The following is a 21,483-nucleotide window of genomic DNA, read 5'->3' as shown; positions in this document are numbered from 1 at the left end:
TTTTAGCGTTTTATAAACGATTGTAAAAATAATTGAAAATATTTTATGCAATCGGTTGCAAATTGATTTTTTATTTCTACATTTATCATAACCAAATATAATTACGCATCATTCTTTGTCTCTAACTAGGCGAACGGGTGCTTAAAATTATTTAAAAACTACAGCTAAAAGCTGTGAATTAAATTGAACCTTTTATGAGAAAACCCAGACAAAAAATCTTTTTGCAGCGTATGGTTGTTCTGCTACTTCTGCTAGGACTAACTCCAACATTGCTGTTTGCACAAAACATTTTAAAGGGGAAGGTTGTAGATGAAAAAAATCTTCCTTTACCAGGTGCAGGCATTAAACTTAAACTTTCAGGTAAAAGCACATTAACATTAGACGATGGAAGCTTTACCATTAGTGCGCCTACAAATGAAAAGACATTAATTGTGTCTTTTATAGGTTATCCATCGCAAGAAATTGAAATTAAAAATGGTGTTTCGAGTTACAATGTTGTGCTAACTCCAGATTCGAAAAACCTAAATGAAGTTGTTGTAATCGGCTATGGTACTCAGAAACGTAAAGATGTTACGGGCTCTGTTGTATCTTTAAGTGGTGCGGCAATTAAGGAAGTTCCCGTTGCGAATATTCAACAGGCATTGCAAGGTAGAATGGCGGGGGTAGAAGTTCAGTCGGTGGGTACCAGGCCAGGTTCTGGAGCTCAGATTAGAATTCGTGGAGAAAGATCTATTAATGCATCAAACGACCCATTGTTTGTTGTAGATGGGATACCTTATGGTGGTACATTAAATGATATCAATCCAGATGATATTGCAAGTCTTGATGTTTTGAAAGATGCATCGGCAACTGCAATTTATGGTTCGAGAGGTGCAAACGGGGTGGTTTTAATTACGACAAAGCGAGGAATTGCTGGTGATACAAGAGTTTCATTTAATACTTATTATGGCGTGAGTAAAATCACCGATAAGTATAATGTTTACAATGCAGATCAATATAGAGCACTTCGTGATTATTCTGTTTATAATCAAGATTACCTGGCTGATGAGAAACAGGGTATTGCGACTGGTAGAAATACAGATTGGCAGGAATTACTCTATAAAGATGGTTACATGACTGACAATAATCTGAGCATTTCAGGTGGAAGCGATCAAAGTCAATTTTCTGTTGGCGGAGGTTATTTCAAACAAACTTCGGCTTTGCCAAGTCAGGATTTTACGAGGGCATCATTAAAAGCAACAGGCGATTTCAAAGTAGGTAAACGCGTAAAAATTGGTTTCAATAATTTAACCAACTATAGCATTACTAACGGTTCGCAATTCGGGCTAAATGTGTTTCCGTTGCTGGCTTTGAGTCCGTTAACCTCGCCATACAATACCGATGGAAGTGTAAATATAAAACCATCAGGTAATCTTGATGACTTAAATACAACCTATAACCCACTTATGTTATTATCTAATAATAATCAGTGGGTAGATCGGGTTCGACGTTTCCGTACATTTAATAGTCTTTATGGAGAAGTTCAGATTATTGATGGGCTTAAATATCGCTTAAATGCAGGTTTAGATTTTAATCAGGAAGAAGGAGCGCAATTTAGAGGAACCAACAGTTATTTCAGACCAGGTTTAGGGAATACGGCATCTGTTAATAACGGAACTGGAACAAAGTACTCTTTAGATAATTTACTTACATACGAGAAAACCATAGCACAGAAACATCGTGTTTCGGTTACTGCTTTATTTGGCTTTGAACGAGAACAATACCACAATACATCGGTAAGTAAGGATTCAATTACTGCTGATTTTGTACAGTTTTACAATCTTGGTCAATCATCTGTTGGTCCTGTTGCCATTTTAGGTGGAAGTGAATCTTCAGCAACATTGATTTCCATGATGTTAAGGGCAAATTATGTTTACAATGATAAGTACATGATTACTTTAACAGGTAGAAGAGATGGTTCATCACGTCTTGGTGATGGAAATAAATGGAAGCAATACCCTGCAGTTTCTGCAGGTTGGAGTATTACGAACGAGGATTTTATGAAGAACCAAAAAATTGTTTCGAATTTAAAACTTCGTGCTGGATTTGGTATTACTTCAAACCAGGCTGTGCCTGCATATAGTACTTTAGGTGGTGTGGCTTCGAATAGTGTTCGATATAATTATGGGCCATCATCGCAAATTGGTTATTATGTAACTAAAATTGTAGATCCGAAATTGGATTGGGAGTATACGCGTACGACAAATATCGGTTTAGACTTCGGTATATTAAATAACCGTATTACTGGTAGTGTTGATTGGTATACCGCTAAAACAGACAAACTTTTATACGGTGTTCCGCTACCGCCTACATCAGGAATATCAGAACCTTATTTGACCAATATTGGTAACGTAACCAATAAGGGATTAGAGGTAGCCCTATCAAGCCAAAATGTTAAAACCGATGGTGGTTTTTCTTGGAGCACGGATCTGAATTTTTATTTCAATAGAAATAAACTGGTTGCCTTAAATGGTAATATTACTCAGGTAACGAATGCGCAATTATTTGTTGGACAGCCTTTAACTGCGATTTTCGATTATAAAAAATTAGGTATCTGGCAAACAAGTGAAGCCGCCGAGGCGGCAAAATACGGATTTGTTCCAGGTCAGCTTAAATTAGAAGACCACAATGGCGACGGAAAATTAACCGTTGATGATAAATACGTTATCGGTAATGCTCAGGCAAAAATTCAAGGAGGTATAACTAACCGTTTCAATTATAAAGGTTTCGATTTCTCTTTTGTAGTTTATGCTCGTTTTGGTGGTACATTAATAAGTCAGGTGCACCAACCACTTGCGGGCTATTTAACAATTAATGATGGTCGTAGAAATCAATTAGCTGTTGATTATTGGACACCAACAAATCCGACAAATAACTTCCCATCGCCAAATGGTTCAGGAGGACAAATTACTTCAGCTTTAACGAGTGACGCATGGTCTACTTTAGGTTATTATGATGCCAGCTTCATCAAAGTAAGAAGCATCAACCTTGGTTATTCCTTAAGTAATAAACTTGCGAATAAATTGGGTGCACAAAAAATTAAGGTTTATATAGCTGCACAAAATCCATTCATTTTATATTCTCCATACGTTAAGGCTGGTGGTTTAGATCCAGAAGCTACAGGAACTGGAAACCAGGGTGTTTCAAATCCAGGAAATATATCAAACAGAGCATTAACAATTGGCGCTACAATACCACCAACGAGAACTTTCCTGGCTGGTTTAAATGTTACATTTTAATAAACCTCAGTCATAATATTACAGATATGAAAACAAAATATTTTATACTCGCGGCATTTCTTTCGGTGGTAATTACGCTTGAAGGATGCAAAAAAGCCCTAGAAGAAAAACCTTATACAGCCTTTACCACCGAATATTTAAGAACACCTGAAGGCCTGCAGGCTGCCATAACATCTGTATATGCAGGGATGCGTTACGATTTTGGACCAATTGGTGCGGTTTTATTGGCTAACATGGGTACTGATGAATGGACCTTTGGTGATCAGGGAAATTCTGGGCAAACCCTGGAATTGGGTACTTACCAAATTCCACCTACAAATGGTGCTATTTTAACACCATGGAATAGAAATTATTCAAATATTAATCTTTGCAATTTTATTGTAGATAATGCACCGAAGGTAACAATGGATAATGCGGCACGTAATGTTATTGTTGCTGAGGCCAGATATTTGAGAGCACATTATTACTTATTGTTAGTTGAGCAGTTTGGCGCAGTACCTTTGGATTTAGGATCGGGCGATCTGGTTTTTACAGACGTGGCGTATTATGGCTTTAATCGCTTGCCTTTCACTGATATTTTAAAGAAAAACTATCAGGCAATGGTTAACGACCTAACTTTTGCAAGTCAGAACTTGCCAGTTACCAGGCCAACAAATGCCTTCAAGCTGTCGCAAGCTGCTGCTTTACATTTACTTTCGAGGGTTTATCTCTACCGTGGTTATTCTGATGTAAAAGAGGCTACAGATTTCAATAATGCTTATAAAACAGCGATGGAATTAATCAATAATAAAGCAAAATATGGTACTGATTTATTACCAGATTATAGTCAGGTGCATAAACAAGGTAATGATTACAACAAAGAGGTTTTGTATTCAGTAGAACGTTTAGCTTTAAATAATTCGAATAACGAAACTACAAGTCCAGGCACCGAATTTGATGGTAAAGTAAATCTTGCAAACAATTTATTTAATGCCAACTATCAAAATGCGATTACGGTTGGGGGTGTATCACTTATTGATGATCGTCCTTTACAATATGGTCGTCCGTTGAGACAATTGGCGCCAACGCCTTATGTTTTTAATAAGGTTTTTGCAGAGAAGACTAATGATAGCCGTTACGATGCAACTTTTAGGGTGTTATGGCGGGTTGCAACTTTACGCACTGGTGCAGATTTAGAAACCTTTAAAACTAAACTGGCAGGGGTTGGCTTTGCTTTGGGTGATACCGCAATTTATTTGGCGCCAACCGATGCCCGAGCAGCTCAGCTAAAAGCAGCAGGTAAAAAGTATAAGGTTTTGGGTCCATCAGAATTCTGGAGTAATCAAAATAAAACCAATCAGCTTTATCCAAATCTTAAAAAATACGATGACAGTGTTCGTAATAACTTTCAGGATGTTTCTGGTCGTCCGTTTATAGTTGCAAAACTATCAGATGTTTACCTAATGGCGGCAGAAGCTGCATTGCAAGATGGTCATCCTGCAGATGCAGTACCGTTAATTAACGCTTTAAGAGAGAGAGCTGCGTTCCGATCAGGTTTATCGGCAACAGAACTTGCCAGTAGAAAGGCAGCAATGGATATTACATTAGCGCAAATTAACCTTGATTTTATTTTAGATGAACGCACACGAGAACTATGTGGTGAAAGCATTCGCTGGGCTGATTTGGCTGTTCGTAAAAAGTTGGTAGAACGTGTAAAGGCCAATAATCCAGATGGAGCTACTAACATAAAAGATTACCACAATTTAAGGCCCATCCCTCAAAGTCAGATTAATAGTGTTGTCGATCCAACAGGCGATCCAAACCGAAATAAATATCAAAACCCAGGTTATTATTAGTCAAATCATTAGCGCAAATTAAAATGAAAAATAAATTAATTATCCCTGGCTTACTGTTACTAACAGCAGTTGGGATGTATTCTTGCAAAAAAGATATTTATAACGGAGCAAATAGCCTGGTTGAAGATCAATTTACAGACAACGCTGCATCTTTAAAATCTTTGGTTTCTTTTCCAATAGGTTTAGCTGCAGAATATCCATTATCATCAACCAACTCTTCATATTGGGAAACCATAAAAAGAGAGGCTGGATGGATTACATTTGGCAATGAGCTAAAAAACAATGCAATTGTAAAGGCTGATGGAACTTATGATTTTACAACTGCCGATAACTTCTATAATCTGGCAACTACAGCAGGTATAAAAGTGTTCGGGCATACTTTAGTCTGGCATTCGCAACAAAGAGCCTCATACTATAATAGTTTAATTGGCGGAGGTGGAAGCGGAACTGGCCCAACAAATTTAGCGGTTAATCCAGGTTTTGAAACAACCACGATTGGTACCACTGCCGAACCAGCCGATGGGTGGCAGGTTTTAAATGGCGCAGGACAATTTGTAAGTACAGCAAGTAATGTGAATACTGGCTCAAAAGCTTTACAGGTTAATGTGCCTGCGGGCGGGCAAAACTATAATACGCAATTGGCTAGCAAAGCGCAGATTGCCGTTACAGCAGGTAAAACATATACGATATCTTTTTACATAAAAGGAGCGAGTGCACAAAGCATCCAATTTGAAATTAGACCATATTCTGGTGCTACTGCTGGTTCTGTAAATTATCAGGGAGGAAAGGCTGTAACCACTTCTTATACAAAAATTTCGTACGACTATGCTATTCCCGCAGGCGTTACTGCTATGCAATTGGCCTTTGATTTAGGTGGAACGCAAAATACACTTTATCTGGATGATGTTAGTATTACCGATGCATCAATAGTTGCGCCTCCAACTGGTGGCGCTTTGACAACGATTGTAGATAATGCGTTGAAAAAACACATCCAAACGGTTGTAGGTAGGTATGTAGGTAAAATAACAGCCTGGGATGTTATCAATGAGCCTTTTACTGATGCAGGTGAAATCAGAAACAACACCAATACGCCTGTTCCAGCTGGGCGAACTGATATTTTTGTTTGGCAAAATTATCTGGGAAGAGATTATGCGTCAAAATCTTTTACATACGCAAGAGCCTCTGATCCAAATGCAGATTTATACATGAATGATTATAATCTGGAATCGAGCACGGTGAAACTGGATGCATTTGTAGCCCTGGCTAAAGAGTTAAAAGCTGCAAATACTGGTATTACTGGCGTAGGCACGCAAATGCACTGTAACATCAATACTTCTTACAATATGATTAATGAGATGTTTCAGAAATTAGCTGCAACTGGACTGAAGGTTCGTATATCTGAATTAGATGTTAGATTAAACCCATCAGAAAAGGTTGGGGCGGTTGCTACTTTCCCTGCTTTAAGAAATCTTCAGGCGGCGATGTATAATCACGTGGTTAAAGCTTACTATAAATATGTACCAGAAGCACAACGTGGTGGAATTACGGTTTGGGGTGTTACTGATGCCGATAGCTGGATTACAACAAGTTTAGCAAAAAATGATGGGCCTCTGCTATTCGATGGCTCATACAATAAAAAACCAGCTTTTGGAGGTTTTTCTCAAGGTCTCAAAGGCCAGTAATAAAATGGTTAGTTAGTGGTTAAGGCCATTCCGAGTTCGGAATGGCCTTTATTTTTTAGTGCTGTCAGAAAGTTATGATACTTCGATTCTAGAGGCACTATTATTATGGTTTTCAGCCGAATTACCGCTAGTAAAATTGATTATTACCTTTTAAAATCCCGAATTATTATGATATTTTTGGATTGTAATCCTTTATTATTATGTTTATTCGGGATTAGAATCCAAAATGATTATAAGAACTATTCAGAAATCAAACCAGTTCTTTTTATTGGTGAAAGTAATTGGCTTATCCATTCTATTCCATAGTTATTTTATTGAAGCTTCAAAAGGTTCGGTTGGTAAACCGTTTCTGTTATAAAGGTTTGCCCCTTCAGGATTATCAGCCCACGCATAACGAACATAAACAGGATTAGCTATTTCTTCACTCCAAACTAAAACTTTGCTATGTTGTATTTCTGCCTTGGCCCACACAAATTTTTTGTCGGCTCCTGCTACAGCAAAGTATTTTAATGCCGAACCTGATTTAATTACTAATCCATCACCAACATTATCAAAGCTCAAAATAAGTTTATTTTTATTCAAAATTAACGACTTAAAGGTTGGTCCGCTTGAAATTGTTTTTTTATCTCCATAAACCAAATGAGCAGCCTGCAGGGCTAATCTTTTACCAATATCCTGTTTATTTAACGGATGAATATCATTCCATTCGCCTAAATCTATTGCCACTGCCATTCCTGTGTTTTTAACACTTAACAAAGCTCGTTGCTGAAATCTTAATTCTGCCCAGTTACTTTCAGAAGGCTTATCCTTAGCTTCCATAAAATTAGGTAACTGAACATAGATAAATGGCAATAATGGCTTTTTCCAGGTTGCTCTCCAATCTTCAATAAGACTCTGCATAAGCTCTATGTATTCTTTGGCATTTCCAGTATTCGCCTCTCCCTGATACCATAATACCCCTTTAATTTTATAGTCTTTTAATGGAGCAATCATCGCATTATAGAGTCCGGTAGGTTTCCATCTAATAAATGTTTGCGATGGCGCAGGAACTGATTTTGCGCCTAATTTATACTTCCATTTACCTTTTAAGTTGATTGTATCTTGACCCGTAATAAGTTGGTACGCCTTATCTTCTACAAAACCACCATTGCCCGAATTATTAATTAATTTAACTGTTACGGTATTTTTACCTTCTTTTAAAACTCCTGAATTAAAAAGATACCTTCTTGGCGGATACTGATAGCTGGTAGCGCCAACAAATTCGCCATTAATAAATACAGAATCCGCATCTACAATTCTACCCAATAGTAATTTCGCGGGTTTACCAATCATCGATTTTGGAATAATAATATCCTTTTTAAACCAAACGACACCATTGATTTTTCCTAAATCGCCATTTGCCCAGTAGCCTGGGATATTCATTTCTGCCCAATCAGAATCTTCAACATTTCCTTTCCAGTTATTCTTTACGCCTAAATCATTTGTATTTAAGTTTTTGTACCACGCATTTGATAAGCTTTGATCATCCGTTTCAATTTGCTTAATAAGCTGATCATCTTTAAATTTTAGTGCTTCTTTATAATAGGCTGGAAATTTTTCGATTGCACTTTCACTAATCCATGCTTGCGCTGGTGAGCCGCCCAATGCTGCGTTAATAATTCCAATCGGGACGTGGTATTTTTTATTTATATCTAAAGCGAAGAAGTAAGCAGCGGCAGAAAAATCTAAAACTGTTTTTGGATTAGCGGCTTCCCATCTTCCACTTGATAAATCGTTTCTTTTTTGTTTGAAATCATATTCATCAGGGACTAAAAATTGCCTGATTTGCGGGTGGTTTGCATTGGCTATTGCCTCTGGATATTGATCAATCAACCTACCCATTGGCAATTCCATGTTCGATTGGCCACTACAAAGCCAAACATCACCAAATAAAATATCTTTTAAAACGACTTTGTTACTAGCTGTAAAAACCATTTCGTAAGGCCCGCCAGCCTTTTGTGGCATTAGCTTTATTTCCCAGTTCCCGTTTTTATCTGCTTTTGTATTATACTTTTTTTTGTTGAAATCTAAGCTTATGTTTTCGCTGGCCGCCGCCCAGCCCCAAACTTTAACGGTATCCGATCTTTGTAAAATCATTCCACTACTAATCAGTTTAGGAAGTTTAATTTGAGCAGATCCGTATAAGAAGCTAAAAACTAATAGAGATAATATTGCTGTTTTCTTCATCTGGAGATTATTTATAAGCGTATAGTTTTATTTTTTGAATACTAAAATTACCTTCGGGGATTCTTAAATGTCTGCCTTGATGACTTTGATCGCCATTTAAACGCAAGCCAGGTATCCATTTCTCATCCTTAAAATTACCTTCATCGATTTGCGCAATACCTGCGTTTAGATTAGCAGCTAAGGGTTTGAAAGATGCCACTATACCAGTTCCAGCTACAATAAATTCATCTGGTGCCAGTTGTATAACTAATCCACCAGTAATCGGCCAGTTATCTTCTTTTGATTTTGGTGACCAGCCCAAATTTAAATCATGCGAGAAAGTTAAAATATAGTCGCCTAATTTAATTTCCTGCTTGTTATCTTTTTTATCAAATAAAACACCATTTATCATTCCTTTCCCTCGGTTTTGAAGAATTAAAGGGCTTAATTTATCTAATAATTTATAAGCGCTAGAAATCTCCATATTCATTTTTTCATCTCCATTTTCGATTGAGAAGGGGGAAAAGCCAACGGCGTTATAGTGACCAATAGCATTGAATGCTTTACCCGCTACACCTTGTTCAAATTTAATCTCAGGAATAAATAGGGTGTTATTGCCTCTTACATACAAATCATTCCAGTATTTAAAATTAGGATTATAAAAATCTGGAGAAAGCAAGTCGATTTTTGGTGCACCAGCTTTCCAAACGTCAATAATGTGCGGTAACGGACCAGCACTCGGGTATTCTCCGGGTTTAGCTTCTTTTTTATAATTAAGAGCAGCATTTAAATACATTGGTAAATTATAAGCTTGTTTGCCCGCATCTGCTAGTTTGTTAATAAAATCTGCATAATACCACGCCATAAAAATTTCATCAGTGGCTAAACTTTTGCCAAAAACGCTCTCCCATGTACCTGAGGTTTGGTAACCGTTTTTGGCCCAGGCAGCTTTAAATTCTGGCATCAGGTTTTCTTTGTTTAACTTTAGGTAATTGAATAATGGCTGCGGGACAGCTTTATTAAAAGCAGATGTAGCCATTGCACTATGATCTCTGGCATCGGGTAGCATTCCGATTTCATTTTCTACCTGTATCATAATAACAGTTTGCTCTTTGGCATCTATTTTTTTAATGTAGGTCATCAAAGCTCTAAATGCTTTAATATCTGAGGTTAAATTATTTTCAGAGAAAGGGCTAAGGATTTCTTGTCCGACACCATTCTTATTTGTAGCTCGTGGAAATCTTTTCTGGTCTTTTTTAACCCAGTATGGCGCATAGCAAGACATGCTGTTTTTCCAGGCGCCAAACCACAGAAATACTAACTTGATGTCGTTTTTTCGGGCATTTTGTATAAGGGTTTCAATTAGGTTGAAATCAAATTTTCCCTCTTCAGGTTCTACTAATTCCCAATAAACTGGTGCTAAAACCGTGTTTAGATTCATGGATTTTAGTTTTGGCCAAATCGGTTGCATGTATTCTACAGTCGATGAGCTCGAGTTACCGAGTTCACCTCCTAAAATTAGAAATGGTTTGTCGTTTACATAAAGTTGTTTTACGTTGCCTTGAGTTTTAAAATAGCTTTGCGAAAAAGTTACCGTTGTAGTGAGCAGGCTAAGGCAGAAAATCGATAGCGCCAGTTTTTTCATATTGATTTGGTTAGGGTAAAAATGAGCTTGAAACTTTTACTAAAATAAGAAAAAAAATAGTTTCTGCAATCGGTTGCATTTTTATTTCTTTATTTATATCTTTCCTCTTCGTAACCAAATAAAATTCCTCAAAATGAGAAAGTGTTTCACTCTTTTTTTTCTATGTATAGCTATAACCTGTTCTGCACAAATTAATTTGGTTAATCCAATTTTATCTGGTTTTTATCCCGATCCAAGTGTTAAGAAAGTGGGCGATGATTATTATTTAGTTAATTCTACATTTTCATATTTTCCAGGTATACCTGTTTTTCATAGCAAAGACTTAAAAAACTGGAAGCAAATCGGCAATGTTATAGATAGGCCAAGCCAAATGAACTTTTTAGGAGATGGCGTATCGCGGGGATTATTTGCACCATCTATAAATTTTCATAATGGAACATACTATGTAACCTGTACGTTAATCGATCGGAAAGGCAATTTTGTAGTAACAGCCAAAAGCCCATCAGGCCCCTGGAGCAATCCTGTTTGGTTGCCAGAAGTTAAAGGAATAGATCCATCTTTGTTTTTTGATGCTGATAAAGCATATATTGTTTACAATAGCGATGCGCCTGATAATAAGCCGCTTTATAGTGGCCATAGAACAATTCGTGTTTACGAATTTGATCCCATTACCTTAAAAGTTTTAGGTGAAGAAAAACAATTGGTAAATGGGGGAGTAGACATTAGTAAAAAGCCTGTTTGGATCGAAGGACCTCATATTTTTAAACGAGGAGATTGGTATTATCTGTGCGCTGCAGAAGGCGGAACCTCCGTTAATCACTCGCAGGTAATTTTAAGGAGCAAGCAGGCAATTGGTCCTTACTTAGCGTACGAAAAGAATCCAATATTAACACAACGGGATTTAGATCCGAAACGTAAAAATCCAGTAACTTCTGCAGGACATGCAGAGCTGGTTGAGGGGCCAGATGGAAATACATACGCTGTGTTTTTAGCCGTTCGCCCTTATGAAGACGATTTTTATAATATTGGAAGAGAAACATTTATTGCTCCCGTTAGATGGGACAATGAATGGCCAATTATTAATCCCGATTTTAAAGAAATTCAACCCGTGTACAAGGCATCTTTTAAGGAAGTTACAGAGTTAAACACAATTCCTCAAAGTGGCAATTTTCAATACAGAATCAAATTCGAGGATAAAATTGACCCAGCGCTACTTTTTTTAAGAACCTTAGATCAAAGCTGGTTTAAGCTCAGTAAAGCCGACGGTATAACGATGAATCTTTCACCGGAAACTTGCATGGGGACGGGGAATCCCGCTTTTATAGGGAAACGGCAGCAACATTTAATTTGTAAGGCCTCAACTGAATTAAATTTTACAGCAAGGGCTAAAAACGAAAAGGCGGGTTTGTTGATTTATCAAAGTGAATTTAATTTCTATTATCTCTGCAAATCTATCGAAGGTGGCAGGCAGGTATTGCAGATTTTTAAAGGCAACAAGCAAAATAATAATATGTCTTTAATTAAGCAGGTTTATGTTGGAAAAAGCAAATTATATCTTCAAATCGAAGCAGATAAAAGCGTATGTAATTTTTATTATTCAAATAATGCCAACGATTGGAAATTATTGGCAGGAGGCTTAGATGGGAAGTATTTAAGTACAAAGGTAGCGGGCGGTTTTGTGGGCTCACTGTTTGCCTTGTATGCCACCTCTTCTGGCTTAACATCAGATAATAAGGCAAGCTTTAAGTGGTTGGATTATGCAGGAAAAAATTAGGGTTTTTGCTTGAATTGATGATTAATAACAATAATTGTCCGTTAATTACGAATGATTTTTTAATAAAAAATTTGCAGTTTATAAATTAAATCTCATATTTATGCAACCGTTTGCATAACATTATAAAATTTTAACCATATATGTATTTATTAGGTATCGATATAGGCACTTCTTCCATTAAGGCATCTGTTGTTGATGCAATTACGCAAAAGTGTTTAGCTACTGTTCAGTATCCTGATATTGAAACGGAAATTAAATCCATAAAGCCTGGCTGGGCAGAGCAATCTCCAATGGATTGGTGGAGAAATACACAACAAGCCATCCTAAAATTAAATGCCCTGGAGTTGTTTAACCCCAAAGAAATCGTTGCAATTGGTATTGCTTATCAAATGCATGGATTAGTTGTGGTAGACAAAGAACAAAATGTATTGCGAGACAGTATAATCTGGTGCGATAGCAGGGCTGTTGAATTAGGAGAAGCAGCATTTGATGCCATTGGGCAAGAGAGATGTTTACATAATTTGCTTAATTCACCTGGTAATTTTACAGCATCGAAACTGGCCTGGGTTAAAAACAACGAACCCGAACTTTACAGTAAGATAGATAAAATTATGCTGCCTGGCGATTTTATTGCAATGAAATTTACTGGAGAGATTACTACAAGTATTGCTGCGCTCTCCGAAGGAGTTTTTTGGGATTTTAGAAAAAATGAGGTTTCCAAAGATGTTTTAAATTTTTATGGCTTGGATGAAAGTCTAATTCCAGATATAAAACCATTATTTTCTGAGCATGGTTATGTAAGCCCTGGAATTGCCAGATTATTAGGGTTAAAAGAAGGTATTCCGGTAACCTATAAATCAGGTGATCAACCTAATAATGCATTGTCTTTAAATGTACTTAAACCAGGAGAGGTTGCCGCAACTGCAGGAACTTCAGGTGTAATTTATGGCGTTAGTGATGAATTAACATATGATCAGCAATCGCGTGTTAATACTTTTGCTCATGTAAATTATTCAAACGATGCAAAACGAACTGGCGTGTTGCTTTGCATCAACGGAACTGGCAGTATGTACCGCTGGGCTAAATATAATTTTGCGCCAAATCTTTCTTATTCAGAATTAAATCAACTTGCAGCCTTATCACCAATAGGTAGTAAAGGTATTCGCGTGCTGCCATTTGGCAATGGTGCAGAGCGTATGTTGAATAATAAATATACTGGAGCCCAGTTATTAGGGGTTGATTTAAATTTGCATAATCAATCCGATATTTTCAGGAGCGTTCAAGAAGGAATCGCCTTTTCTTTCCGTTATGGCTTAGATATTTTACGTGAAAACGGAATGCAACCAAAAGTAATCCGAGCTGGGATGGCTAATTTGTTTTTAAGTGATTTGTTCGCCCAGGCTTTTGTAGATGTAACAGGTGTGCCCGTAGAATTATATGAAAATGATGGAAGTGTTGGGGCTGCATTAGGTGCAGGAATTGGCGCTGGTGTTTTTAAAAATGCGGAAGAAGCTTTTGCTGAACATAAAGTATTACGTTACCTCGAGCCTAAAAATTCGAATGATTATGAACCATTGTATGGAGATTGGAAAAATATATTAATTAAAGCATTAAAATAATTACAAAATATAATAAAATGATAAAAGTAATAACAGGAGCGACTGAATTTTTTAAAGGAATCAAACAGATTCAATACGAGGGTTTACAAAGTGATAACCCGCTCGCATTCAGATGGTACGATGCAGATAAAATTGTTGCGGGTAAAACCATGAAAGAACATTTTAAATTTGCCTGTGCTTATTGGCACTCTTTCAACGGGAACGGAGCTGATCCGTTTGGAGGGCCAACTCATATTTTTCCGTGGGATGAAAAGAAGGATGCGGTAGAGCGGGCTAAAGATAAAATGGATGCCGCATTTGAATTTATCACCAAAATGCAGTTGCCTTATTATTGTTTTCACGATGTGGATGTTGTGGATTATGGAAATGATATAGCAGAAAACGAACGTAGATTACAGACTTTAGTGGAATATGCTAAAGAAAAGCAGGCACAAAGTGGTGTAAAGTTACTTTGGGGAACTGCAAATTTGTTTAGTCACGGGCGCTACATGAATGGTGCTTCTACTAATCCAGATTTTCATGTTTTGGCGCATGGTGCGGCGCAGGTTAAATCAGCGTTAGATGCAACAATCGCATTAGGCGGAGAAAATTACGTGTTCTGGGGAGGCAGAGAAGGTTATATGAGCTTACTGAACACCAATATGAAACGGGAGCAGGAGCATTTGGCTAAATTTTTACATACCGCTAAAGATTATGCACGTAAACAGGGTTTCAAAGGAACGTTTTTTATCGAACCTAAGCCTTGCGAGCCTTCTAAACATCAATATGATTATGATGCAGCAACAGTTAAAGGCTTTTTACAGCAATTTGATTTGTTGGAGGATTTTAAACTGAATCTGGAAGTAAACCATGCAACTTTAGCTGGCCATACTTTTCAGCATGAACTTCAGGTAGCAGTAGATAGCGGTCTGTTAGGCTCAATCGATGCAAATCGTGGTGATTACCAAAATGGCTGGGATACCGATCAGTTCCCAAATGATATTAATGAGCTAACAGAAGCGATGCTTATTATTTTAGAAGGTGGAGGATTAAAAGGTGGTGGCGTTAATTTCGATGCAAAAATCAGACGTAATTCTACTGATCCTCAAGACTTATTCTATGCTCATGTTGGCGGTATGGATATTTTTGCAAGAGCATTAATTACCGCTGATGCTGTTCTTCAAAAATCAGATTATAAAAAAGTAAGAACAGATCGCTACGCATCTTTTGATAGCGGTAAGGGTGCAGAATTTGAACAAGGTAAACTTACACTCGAAGACTTAAGAAATTATGCAGCAGAAAATGGAGAACCAAAAGTAATCAGCGGTAAGCAGGAATATCTCGAGAATGTTATAAACCGATATATTTAAAAGCTTTGCGGAAAGTTTATATTTGTCTAACAGCTAATCCCTGGCTGTAAGACAAAAAAATATTTAACCAAATAAATTAATGAAAAATAACATACTCGATACGAAGGATTACATTGTTTTTTTAATCTATTTCGTCATTGTAGCTGCTTACGGGCTTTACATTTACAATAAAAAGAAATCCGCTTCAACTGGTTCTAAAGATTATTTCCTGGCAGAAGGTTCTTTAACCTGGTGGGCAATCGGTGCCTCGTTAATCGCATCGAATATTTCTGCAGAGCAGTTTATTGGCATGAGCGGGTCGGGTTTTAAAATGGGTCTGGCTATTGCAACCTACGAGTGGATGGCAGCTGCTACCTTGATTGTGGTTGCGGTATTTTTTATTCCTGTTTATCTAAAAAATAAAATATCGACAATGCCACAGTTTTTGCATCAGCGCTATAATGGCACTGTTGCGATGATAATGGCTGTTTTTTGGCTTCTATTATACGTTGTGGTAAATCTAACCTCAATTTTATATTTAGGTGCTTTAGCCGTTAGCAGTATTTCTGGTTTCAACATCGATTTCTGTATGTACGCCATCGCTGGATTTGCCATCATAATTACACTTGGTGGAATGAAAGTTATTGGTTATACAGATGTTATACAGGTATTCTTCTTGATTTTAGGCGGGCTAGCAACAACATATCTAGCCTTGAATTTGGTATCTGATCATTATGGAACCAAAGGAATTTTAGAAGGCTACAGTCTGATGACTTCGAAAGCATCGGAGCATTTTCATATGATTTTAAAACCAGACAACGAAAACTATATTGATTTGCCTGGTTTAAGTGTGTTAGTAGGTGGTATGTGGATTGTTAACCTGAACTATTGGGGTTGTAATCAATACATCACGCAAAGGGCATTGGGCGCCGATTTAAAAACTGCACGTAGCGGAATATTATTCGCGGCATTTTTAAAATTGTTAATGCCAATAATTGTGGTATTGCCTGGTATTGCAGCTTACGTGTTATATAAAGATGGCGCATTTCAAAGCGAAATGCTTCAAGATGGTTCAGTAAACCCTGATAGAGCTTACCCTGTTCTGTTAAACTTATTACCAGCAGGATTAAAAGGTTTATCTTTTGCCGCATTAACGGCAGCTGTTGTTGCATCTTTAGCGGGTAAAGCCAATAGTATCGCGACTATCTTTACTTTGGATATCTATAAGAAAGTACTTAACACGGATGCAACAGAAAAGAGCCTCGTTTTAACCGGGAAAATAACAATAGTTGTGGCAATGGTTTTAGGTGTGTTAATCGCACCTCATTTGGGAATCGATAAAAAAGGTGGTTTCCAATACATACAGGAATATACAGGTTTTGTTTCTCCTGGTATTTTTGCTATGTTTATTTTAGGTTTCTTTTGGAAAAAGACAACTTCAAATGCCGCGTTATTTGCTACTATTGGTGGCTTTGGCTTATCGTTGCTTCTAAAATTCCTGCCTAAATTAACAGATCTTTTCTGGTTATCGGGCATGGGTTTCTCTAAACTTGTAAAACAAGAAAATGGCAGTATGCTCTATGAAATTCCTTTTTTAGATCGGATGGGTTTTGTATTCGTTTTCTGTATAATTGGAATGTACATTATAAGCATGATAGAGAGCAAAAAAGTAGTGAACGATAAAGGCCTTGAAATTGATGTGAAAATGTTTAAAACATCAAGAAGCTTTGCAGTTGGTGCATTAATTATCATTGGTTTAATCGTTGCACTATATAGTGTTTACTGGTAGCAATAAAAGATTAACAAGTTGTTAAATATCTCATAGAGCTAGATTAGCTCGCGAGTGATTAATTTCAGTTTGTGACCTCATTCGTTTTGTCATTATAAACCCATGCCCATCTGATGAGTATGGGTTTACTCTTTTTAGTTTTGACCAACAGTTTTTTTTACTTACACTTGAAAAGTTAATTTCCTCGTTGTTGAATACACATTTTGTAAGGTAGGCAAAGCAAAGCTTATTGTTCAGTATGTTCTCTGCGAAAAATTATTACTGACGAACTAGCCTATTCTGGCATTAATAAGTTTTGAAGGGTTTAGCATTATTTACTTTAACGAAGATTATTGTTCATTTTATTCAATAACACAATTATGTAATTGATATCAGATATTGGTTGTTAATTTCAGCATTCTGATTTAACTGATTGATGGAATTTACACAAGTCATCGAGATCGATTACGAGAGAAACTAAGGATTAATATTAAGATATTGTGAATGGGAAATGATACGCAAGATGTTTTTCTGGAATTAGGAGTTGTTGTGAAGCTTCTGGCTTCCATAACTCAACCCGCTGCATTATTGAGGGTAAATAATTCCAAAATTACTATTGAGGCCACTAATAAACAATTTTTACAAGCTGCTGGATTAACAACTCGAACTATTAACGAAGTCGATCTGCAGGGGATTTACAGGTCTTCGGATTCTTGCGCTCAACTTATCCACTCAATCTTTATTAGCGCAAAGAAAAAAAGCTCAACAGAAGATAGGGTGTGTCTAAATTTGGAAGGTATTTCAGCGGAATCTTTCGCCTTCTGTGTTAACAATAAATTTCTTTTTCGTAAAGATGATAACTTTTATGTTTTGCACACACTGTCAGCCATTCAGCAGGCCGATGTGATGTTATTAAATAATCGTCCAGATGATAAGAATAATTCGGCACTTGAAGAAGCGGAGAAAAATCTGGGAGCAGAAATTTTGCGGCGAAGTGAAAAACGATTCCGTGCGCTGGTTCACGATGGTTCAGACATGATTGCCATATTAGACGACACGGCAAATTATACATACGTAAGTAATTCAGTCCGATATGTCCTGGATTTTGAGCCAGAGATTTTTATCGGAAAGAATGCGTTTGAATTTATTCATCCTGATGATATCGAAGTTGCAAATTCAGAATTTCATAATGCGGCAGGGAAACGGAAGTTTTCTTTAAGCCCTTTCCGGTTTCGCCATAACAATGGGAGCTGGAGATGGGTTCAGACTGTTATTACCGACTTACGACTGACCCCAGCTGTGAACGGCTTTGTTGCAAATTCTAGAGATGTTACCGATCTGATCGAAGCCCGAATGGCCATTGAGCGGAGTAATGAAAGGTATCGTTTTGTCGGTCGGGCGACCTCTGATGCGGTATGGGACTGCGATCTAGTTAATGGCACAATTTTTTGGGGTGAGGGTTTTTTAAAACTATTTGGTTATACAGATGAAACGCTAAATTCAGATCTGCGGACCTGGGAGTCCAGGATTCATTCCATGGATATTCAAAGAGTTAAAGAACAATTGGATAGCTTTCTTGGCTCATCTGGTACCAACTGGAGTGATGACTACCGTTTTTTAAAATCGGATGGAACATATGCTTATGTATCTGATAAGGCTTTTGTGATTAGGGATGAATTTGGAGCCCCGTTGAGGCTGATCGGGGCCATGCAGGATATCACTTTGAAAAAACAGGAAGATATCAGACTTCGAATCATGGAATCTGTTGTGACCAACACCATCGATGCGGTTTTAGTCGCGGAGGTCGTCCATGGTGCAGATTTTTTCACTAAGATTATGTTTGTCAATGCGGCTTTCGAAGAGATGACAGGTTATACATTTTCAGAGATCGAAGGAACGAGTCCTTGGTTTTTGCAAGGAGACGATTCAGATCCATTGGAATTAAGCAAGTTATTGGACTGCATTCGAAACAACAGGTCTTACAAAGGTGCAATTGTTAACTATCGCAAAGATGGCACAGCCATATGGGTAAATTATTCAGTTACCCCTGTTGGAGATCAAAAGGGGGAGTACACGCACTGGATCGCCATTCTCCGCGATATTACAAAGGAAAAGCAACAGGAGCAGCAATCCATACTTTTATCCAGGGTAACCGAAATTTTTAATGAAGATCAGGGGTTAAAAAGTTCAGCCCGCGGAGTACTCTGCGAAATAGCTGAGTTTGGAAGATTCGCCTTTGCTGACCTATTTCTACTGGAAGAGGTTCGGGACAATCTGGAGCTTATTGTAGAATGCTTTGGCGCAGGTTTTAATAAGCAAAATATTAGTCGTCAGTTTTCACAAAGTTTATTAGAACAATATGCTGAACAAATAAAATCGAGCGCAAAAAAGGCGGTCTGGACTGTAAAATCTCCTGATGGAGAAAATAAAAAGTATATAAAAGATCTTTTTGGTTTGCCGCTTTTTCATCATGATAAGTTTATTGGGGCATTGATCTTTGGTTCGTCAAATGAAGATAAAGGAGCGGTAAAAGTGCTGCCTGAATCATTGGGCAAACATCTGGGTACCGAACTTCATCGTAAAAAACTGGAACAGGAATTAGATCAGATTTTCAGAGTAGCGCCCGATGTAATTGCCATTACAGACTATCACGGGAACTTCAGAAAACTTAATCCTGCAGCATCAAAAATACTTGGTTACAGCATGGAAGAGCTCTTGTCGCGGCCCGCTATCGATTTCTTGCATCCTTTAGAACGGGAACAAACATTAGAGCAATTGGATAAGCTCAAAGGGAGTGAAGATTGTTATTATATAGAGGCTCGTTACCTTACCTCAAGTGGTAGGAGCAAGTGGCTGGCATGGACCTCTCAGCCAATTGAAAAAGATCAACTCGTTTATTCGGTGGCAAAGGATATCACCGAAAAAAAGGAAATGGAAGAGCTGTTATTTCGCTCCAATAGCCTGGCACGTATTGGAAGCTGGGAGATCACCATTCCCGAAAAACGCATTCATTGGTCGGAAATTACCAGGGAGATATTGAAAGTCGGTGCTGATTTTCAGCCTCAGGAGGAAAACCCGCTTGGCGTTTTCTATCCAAAGGAAGCTATTGATAAAATGAACGCTCGTATGCACGATTGTATTCATTATGGTATCCCCTGGGATGAGGTTTTGCAGGTTACAACCATTTCTGGCGAACTTAAATGGATTAGGAATATCGGAAGTTCAGAGATGGTTAATGGTCAGTGCATAAGGCTTTTTGGAAGTCTTCAGGATATAGATAATCAAAAACGAACTGAGATTTCAGAGGCGATGGTTAAGGCAGATCTTAAAGCCTCGGAAAAGCGGTATAGTGAGCTTTTCCATCTTAGCCCCTTGCCGATGTGGGTTTATGATTTTGAAACGCTGAAATTCTTGGATGTAAATGAAACGGCAGTTATTAAGTATGGCTTCTCCAGGTCTGAGTTTCTTAAAATGAACATCATGGATATAAGACCGAAAAGTGAGGTAGATAAAGTTCAAGACGTAATAAACGAAACCAGAAAACGCGGAAAATCGATTTATCAGGGATCCTTCATCCATCAAAAGAAAAATGGTCAATTAATGCATGTGGATTTAAAAAGCAATACGATTATATTTAAAGGTAAAAAGGCAAAGCTTATTGTCGTGAACGATATATCTGAGCGTATTGAGTACTTCCGTGCTATTGAAAAACGAAATGAACGGTTGCGGGAAATTGCCTGGATTCAATCTCATAAAGTACGGGCGCCGTTAGCAAAATTGATGGGCCTGGTTAATATGCTTTCGAGTAAAACTTTTGAGGATGCTGGGGTAACTAAAATATTGGACTATATAGATTCTTCTGCAAATGAACTCGATTCTATTATTCGAGAAGTAACTTCCAAATCAGAGGACGTGGATAGATTAATGACTAATGGAAAAGAAAATTTTGATAATTGATGATGATGAGATCATTCTCTTTCTGCATCAAACTATAGTTGAAGACCTTTTACCAACGATACCCAGTATTAGCTTTAAAAGCGGTAAGCTGGCATACGATTATATTTTGATGAATGAAGGTGCTGAGTTCCTACTATTTCTGGATATCAATATGCCTGATATGAATGGCTGGCAGCTTCTCGATCTGTTAGTTGATTTACCTTATAGATCGCAGCTTACTGTTATTATGGTTACCTCTTCGGTAAACAATTCAGACAAATTAAAATCTTACAATTACCCTTTAATAAAAGGATTTTTAACTAAGCCTCTACGAATCTCTGATTTGGAGGGAATGAGTATAGATCCCCAGTTTGGCAGTTTCTTCATTTGAGGTTTTGCATCTCAGTCTTTTA

At 37.5% G+C, this 21,483-nt stretch carries 11 protein-coding genes; 9 read left to right on the top strand and 2 right to left on the bottom strand.

Features of this window, described 5'->3' with window-relative positions; all coding sequences use genetic code 11:
- The first annotated feature begins 194 nt into the window (after positions 1-194).
- From ACZZZI_RS04000 to ACZZZI_RS03990, 3 genes are read left to right on the top strand one after another with little or no spacing between them, the layout of a single operon-like run.
- Positions 195-3,278, top strand: a complete 3,084-nt coding sequence (locus ACZZZI_RS04000) for a SusC/RagA family TonB-linked outer membrane protein (RefSeq protein ID WP_463488633.1) — start codon at positions 195-197, stop codon at positions 3,276-3,278.
- A gap of 26 nt (positions 3,279-3,304) precedes the next feature.
- The gene (locus ACZZZI_RS03995) at positions 3,305-5,113 is read left to right on the top strand and encodes a RagB/SusD family nutrient uptake outer membrane protein (protein WP_463488632.1); all 1,809 of its coding nucleotides are present in this window, start codon (positions 3,305-3,307) and stop codon (positions 5,111-5,113) included.
- 23 nt (positions 5,114-5,136) lie between these two features.
- The gene (locus ACZZZI_RS03990) at positions 5,137-6,795 is read left to right on the top strand and encodes an endo-1,4-beta-xylanase (protein WP_463488631.1); all 1,659 of its coding nucleotides are present in this window, start codon (positions 5,137-5,139) and stop codon (positions 6,793-6,795) included.
- A gap of 306 nt (positions 6,796-7,101) precedes the next feature.
- Here ACZZZI_RS03990 and ACZZZI_RS03985 read toward each other — a convergent pair whose 3' ends face one another.
- On the bottom strand, positions 7,102-9,021 hold the full coding sequence (locus ACZZZI_RS03985) for a sialate O-acetylesterase (protein WP_463488630.1): 1,920 nt from the start codon (positions 9,019-9,021) through the stop codon (positions 7,102-7,104).
- Between the two features lie 7 nt (positions 9,022-9,028).
- The gene (locus ACZZZI_RS03980) at positions 9,029-10,645 is read right to left on the bottom strand and encodes a GH35 family beta-galactosidase (protein ID WP_463488629.1); all 1,617 of its coding nucleotides are present in this window, start codon (positions 10,643-10,645) and stop codon (positions 9,029-9,031) included.
- 133 nt (positions 10,646-10,778) lie between these two features.
- Here ACZZZI_RS03980 and ACZZZI_RS03975 point away from each other — a divergent pair, with 133 nt between their 5' ends.
- The 6 genes from ACZZZI_RS03975 (at position 10,779) to ACZZZI_RS03950 (ending at position 21,461) form a co-directional block, all read left to right on the top strand.
- Positions 10,779-12,419: a glycoside hydrolase family 43 protein gene (locus tag ACZZZI_RS03975; protein ID WP_463488628.1), complete on the top strand. Its 1,641-nt coding sequence runs from the start codon at positions 10,779-10,781 to the stop codon at positions 12,417-12,419.
- Between the two features lie 140 nt (positions 12,420-12,559).
- Complete coding sequence (locus ACZZZI_RS03970) at positions 12,560-14,038, top strand: xylulokinase (protein ID WP_463488627.1); 1,479 nt, start codon at positions 12,560-12,562, stop codon at positions 14,036-14,038.
- 17 nt (positions 14,039-14,055) lie between these two features.
- The gene (xylA, locus tag ACZZZI_RS03965; RefSeq protein WP_463488626.1) at positions 14,056-15,387 is read left to right on the top strand and encodes a xylose isomerase; all 1,332 of its coding nucleotides are present in this window, start codon (positions 14,056-14,058) and stop codon (positions 15,385-15,387) included.
- A gap of 79 nt (positions 15,388-15,466) precedes the next feature.
- Positions 15,467-17,155, top strand: a complete 1,689-nt coding sequence (locus ACZZZI_RS03960; RefSeq protein WP_463488625.1) for a sodium/sugar symporter — start codon at positions 15,467-15,469, stop codon at positions 17,153-17,155.
- Between the two features lie 483 nt (positions 17,156-17,638).
- Positions 17,639-21,091 carry a PAS domain S-box protein gene (locus ACZZZI_RS03955; protein WP_463488624.1) on the top strand — a complete coding sequence of 1,151 codons (3,453 nt, stop codon included), beginning with the start codon at positions 17,639-17,641 and terminating at the stop codon, positions 21,089-21,091.
- Positions 21,066-21,461, top strand: a complete 396-nt coding sequence (locus ACZZZI_RS03950; RefSeq protein WP_463488623.1) for a response regulator — start codon at positions 21,066-21,068, stop codon at positions 21,459-21,461. Before ACZZZI_RS03955 ends, ACZZZI_RS03950 begins: the two co-directional genes overlap by 26 nt.
- Positions 21,462-21,483: the final 22 nt, after the last annotated feature.

Source organism: Pedobacter sp. AC190 (genome assembly GCF_979258025.1).
The sequence above is the reverse complement of the archived record's forward strand: the minus strand, read 5'-3'. Positions and strand labels throughout refer to the sequence as shown.

Excerpts from the sequence above, each read along its gene's own strand:
- ACZZZI_RS04000 (WP_463488633.1), top strand. The coding sequence starts at position 195 with ATGAGAAAACCCAGACAAAAAATCTTTTTGCAGCGTATGGTTGTTCTG.
- ACZZZI_RS03995 (WP_463488632.1), top strand. The coding sequence starts at position 3,305 with ATGAAAACAAAATATTTTATACTCGCGGCATTTCTTTCGGTGGTAATT.
- ACZZZI_RS03990 (WP_463488631.1), top strand. The coding sequence starts at position 5,137 with ATGAAAAATAAATTAATTATCCCTGGCTTACTGTTACTAACAGCAGTT.
- ACZZZI_RS03985 (WP_463488630.1), bottom strand. The coding sequence starts at position 9,021 with ATGAAGAAAACAGCAATATTATCTCTATTAGTTTTTAGCTTCTTATAC.
- ACZZZI_RS03980 (WP_463488629.1), bottom strand. The coding sequence starts at position 10,645 with ATGAAAAAACTGGCGCTATCGATTTTCTGCCTTAGCCTGCTCACTACA.
- ACZZZI_RS03975 (WP_463488628.1), top strand. The coding sequence starts at position 10,779 with ATGAGAAAGTGTTTCACTCTTTTTTTTCTATGTATAGCTATAACCTGT.
- ACZZZI_RS03970 (WP_463488627.1), top strand. The coding sequence starts at position 12,560 with ATGTATTTATTAGGTATCGATATAGGCACTTCTTCCATTAAGGCATCT.
- xylA (WP_463488626.1), top strand. The coding sequence starts at position 14,056 with ATGATAAAAGTAATAACAGGAGCGACTGAATTTTTTAAAGGAATCAAA.
- ACZZZI_RS03960 (WP_463488625.1), top strand. The coding sequence starts at position 15,467 with ATGAAAAATAACATACTCGATACGAAGGATTACATTGTTTTTTTAATC.
- ACZZZI_RS03955 (WP_463488624.1), top strand. The coding sequence starts at position 17,639 with ATGGGAAATGATACGCAAGATGTTTTTCTGGAATTAGGAGTTGTTGTG.
- ACZZZI_RS03950 (WP_463488623.1), top strand. The coding sequence starts at position 21,066 with ATGGAAAAGAAAATTTTGATAATTGATGATGATGAGATCATTCTCTTT.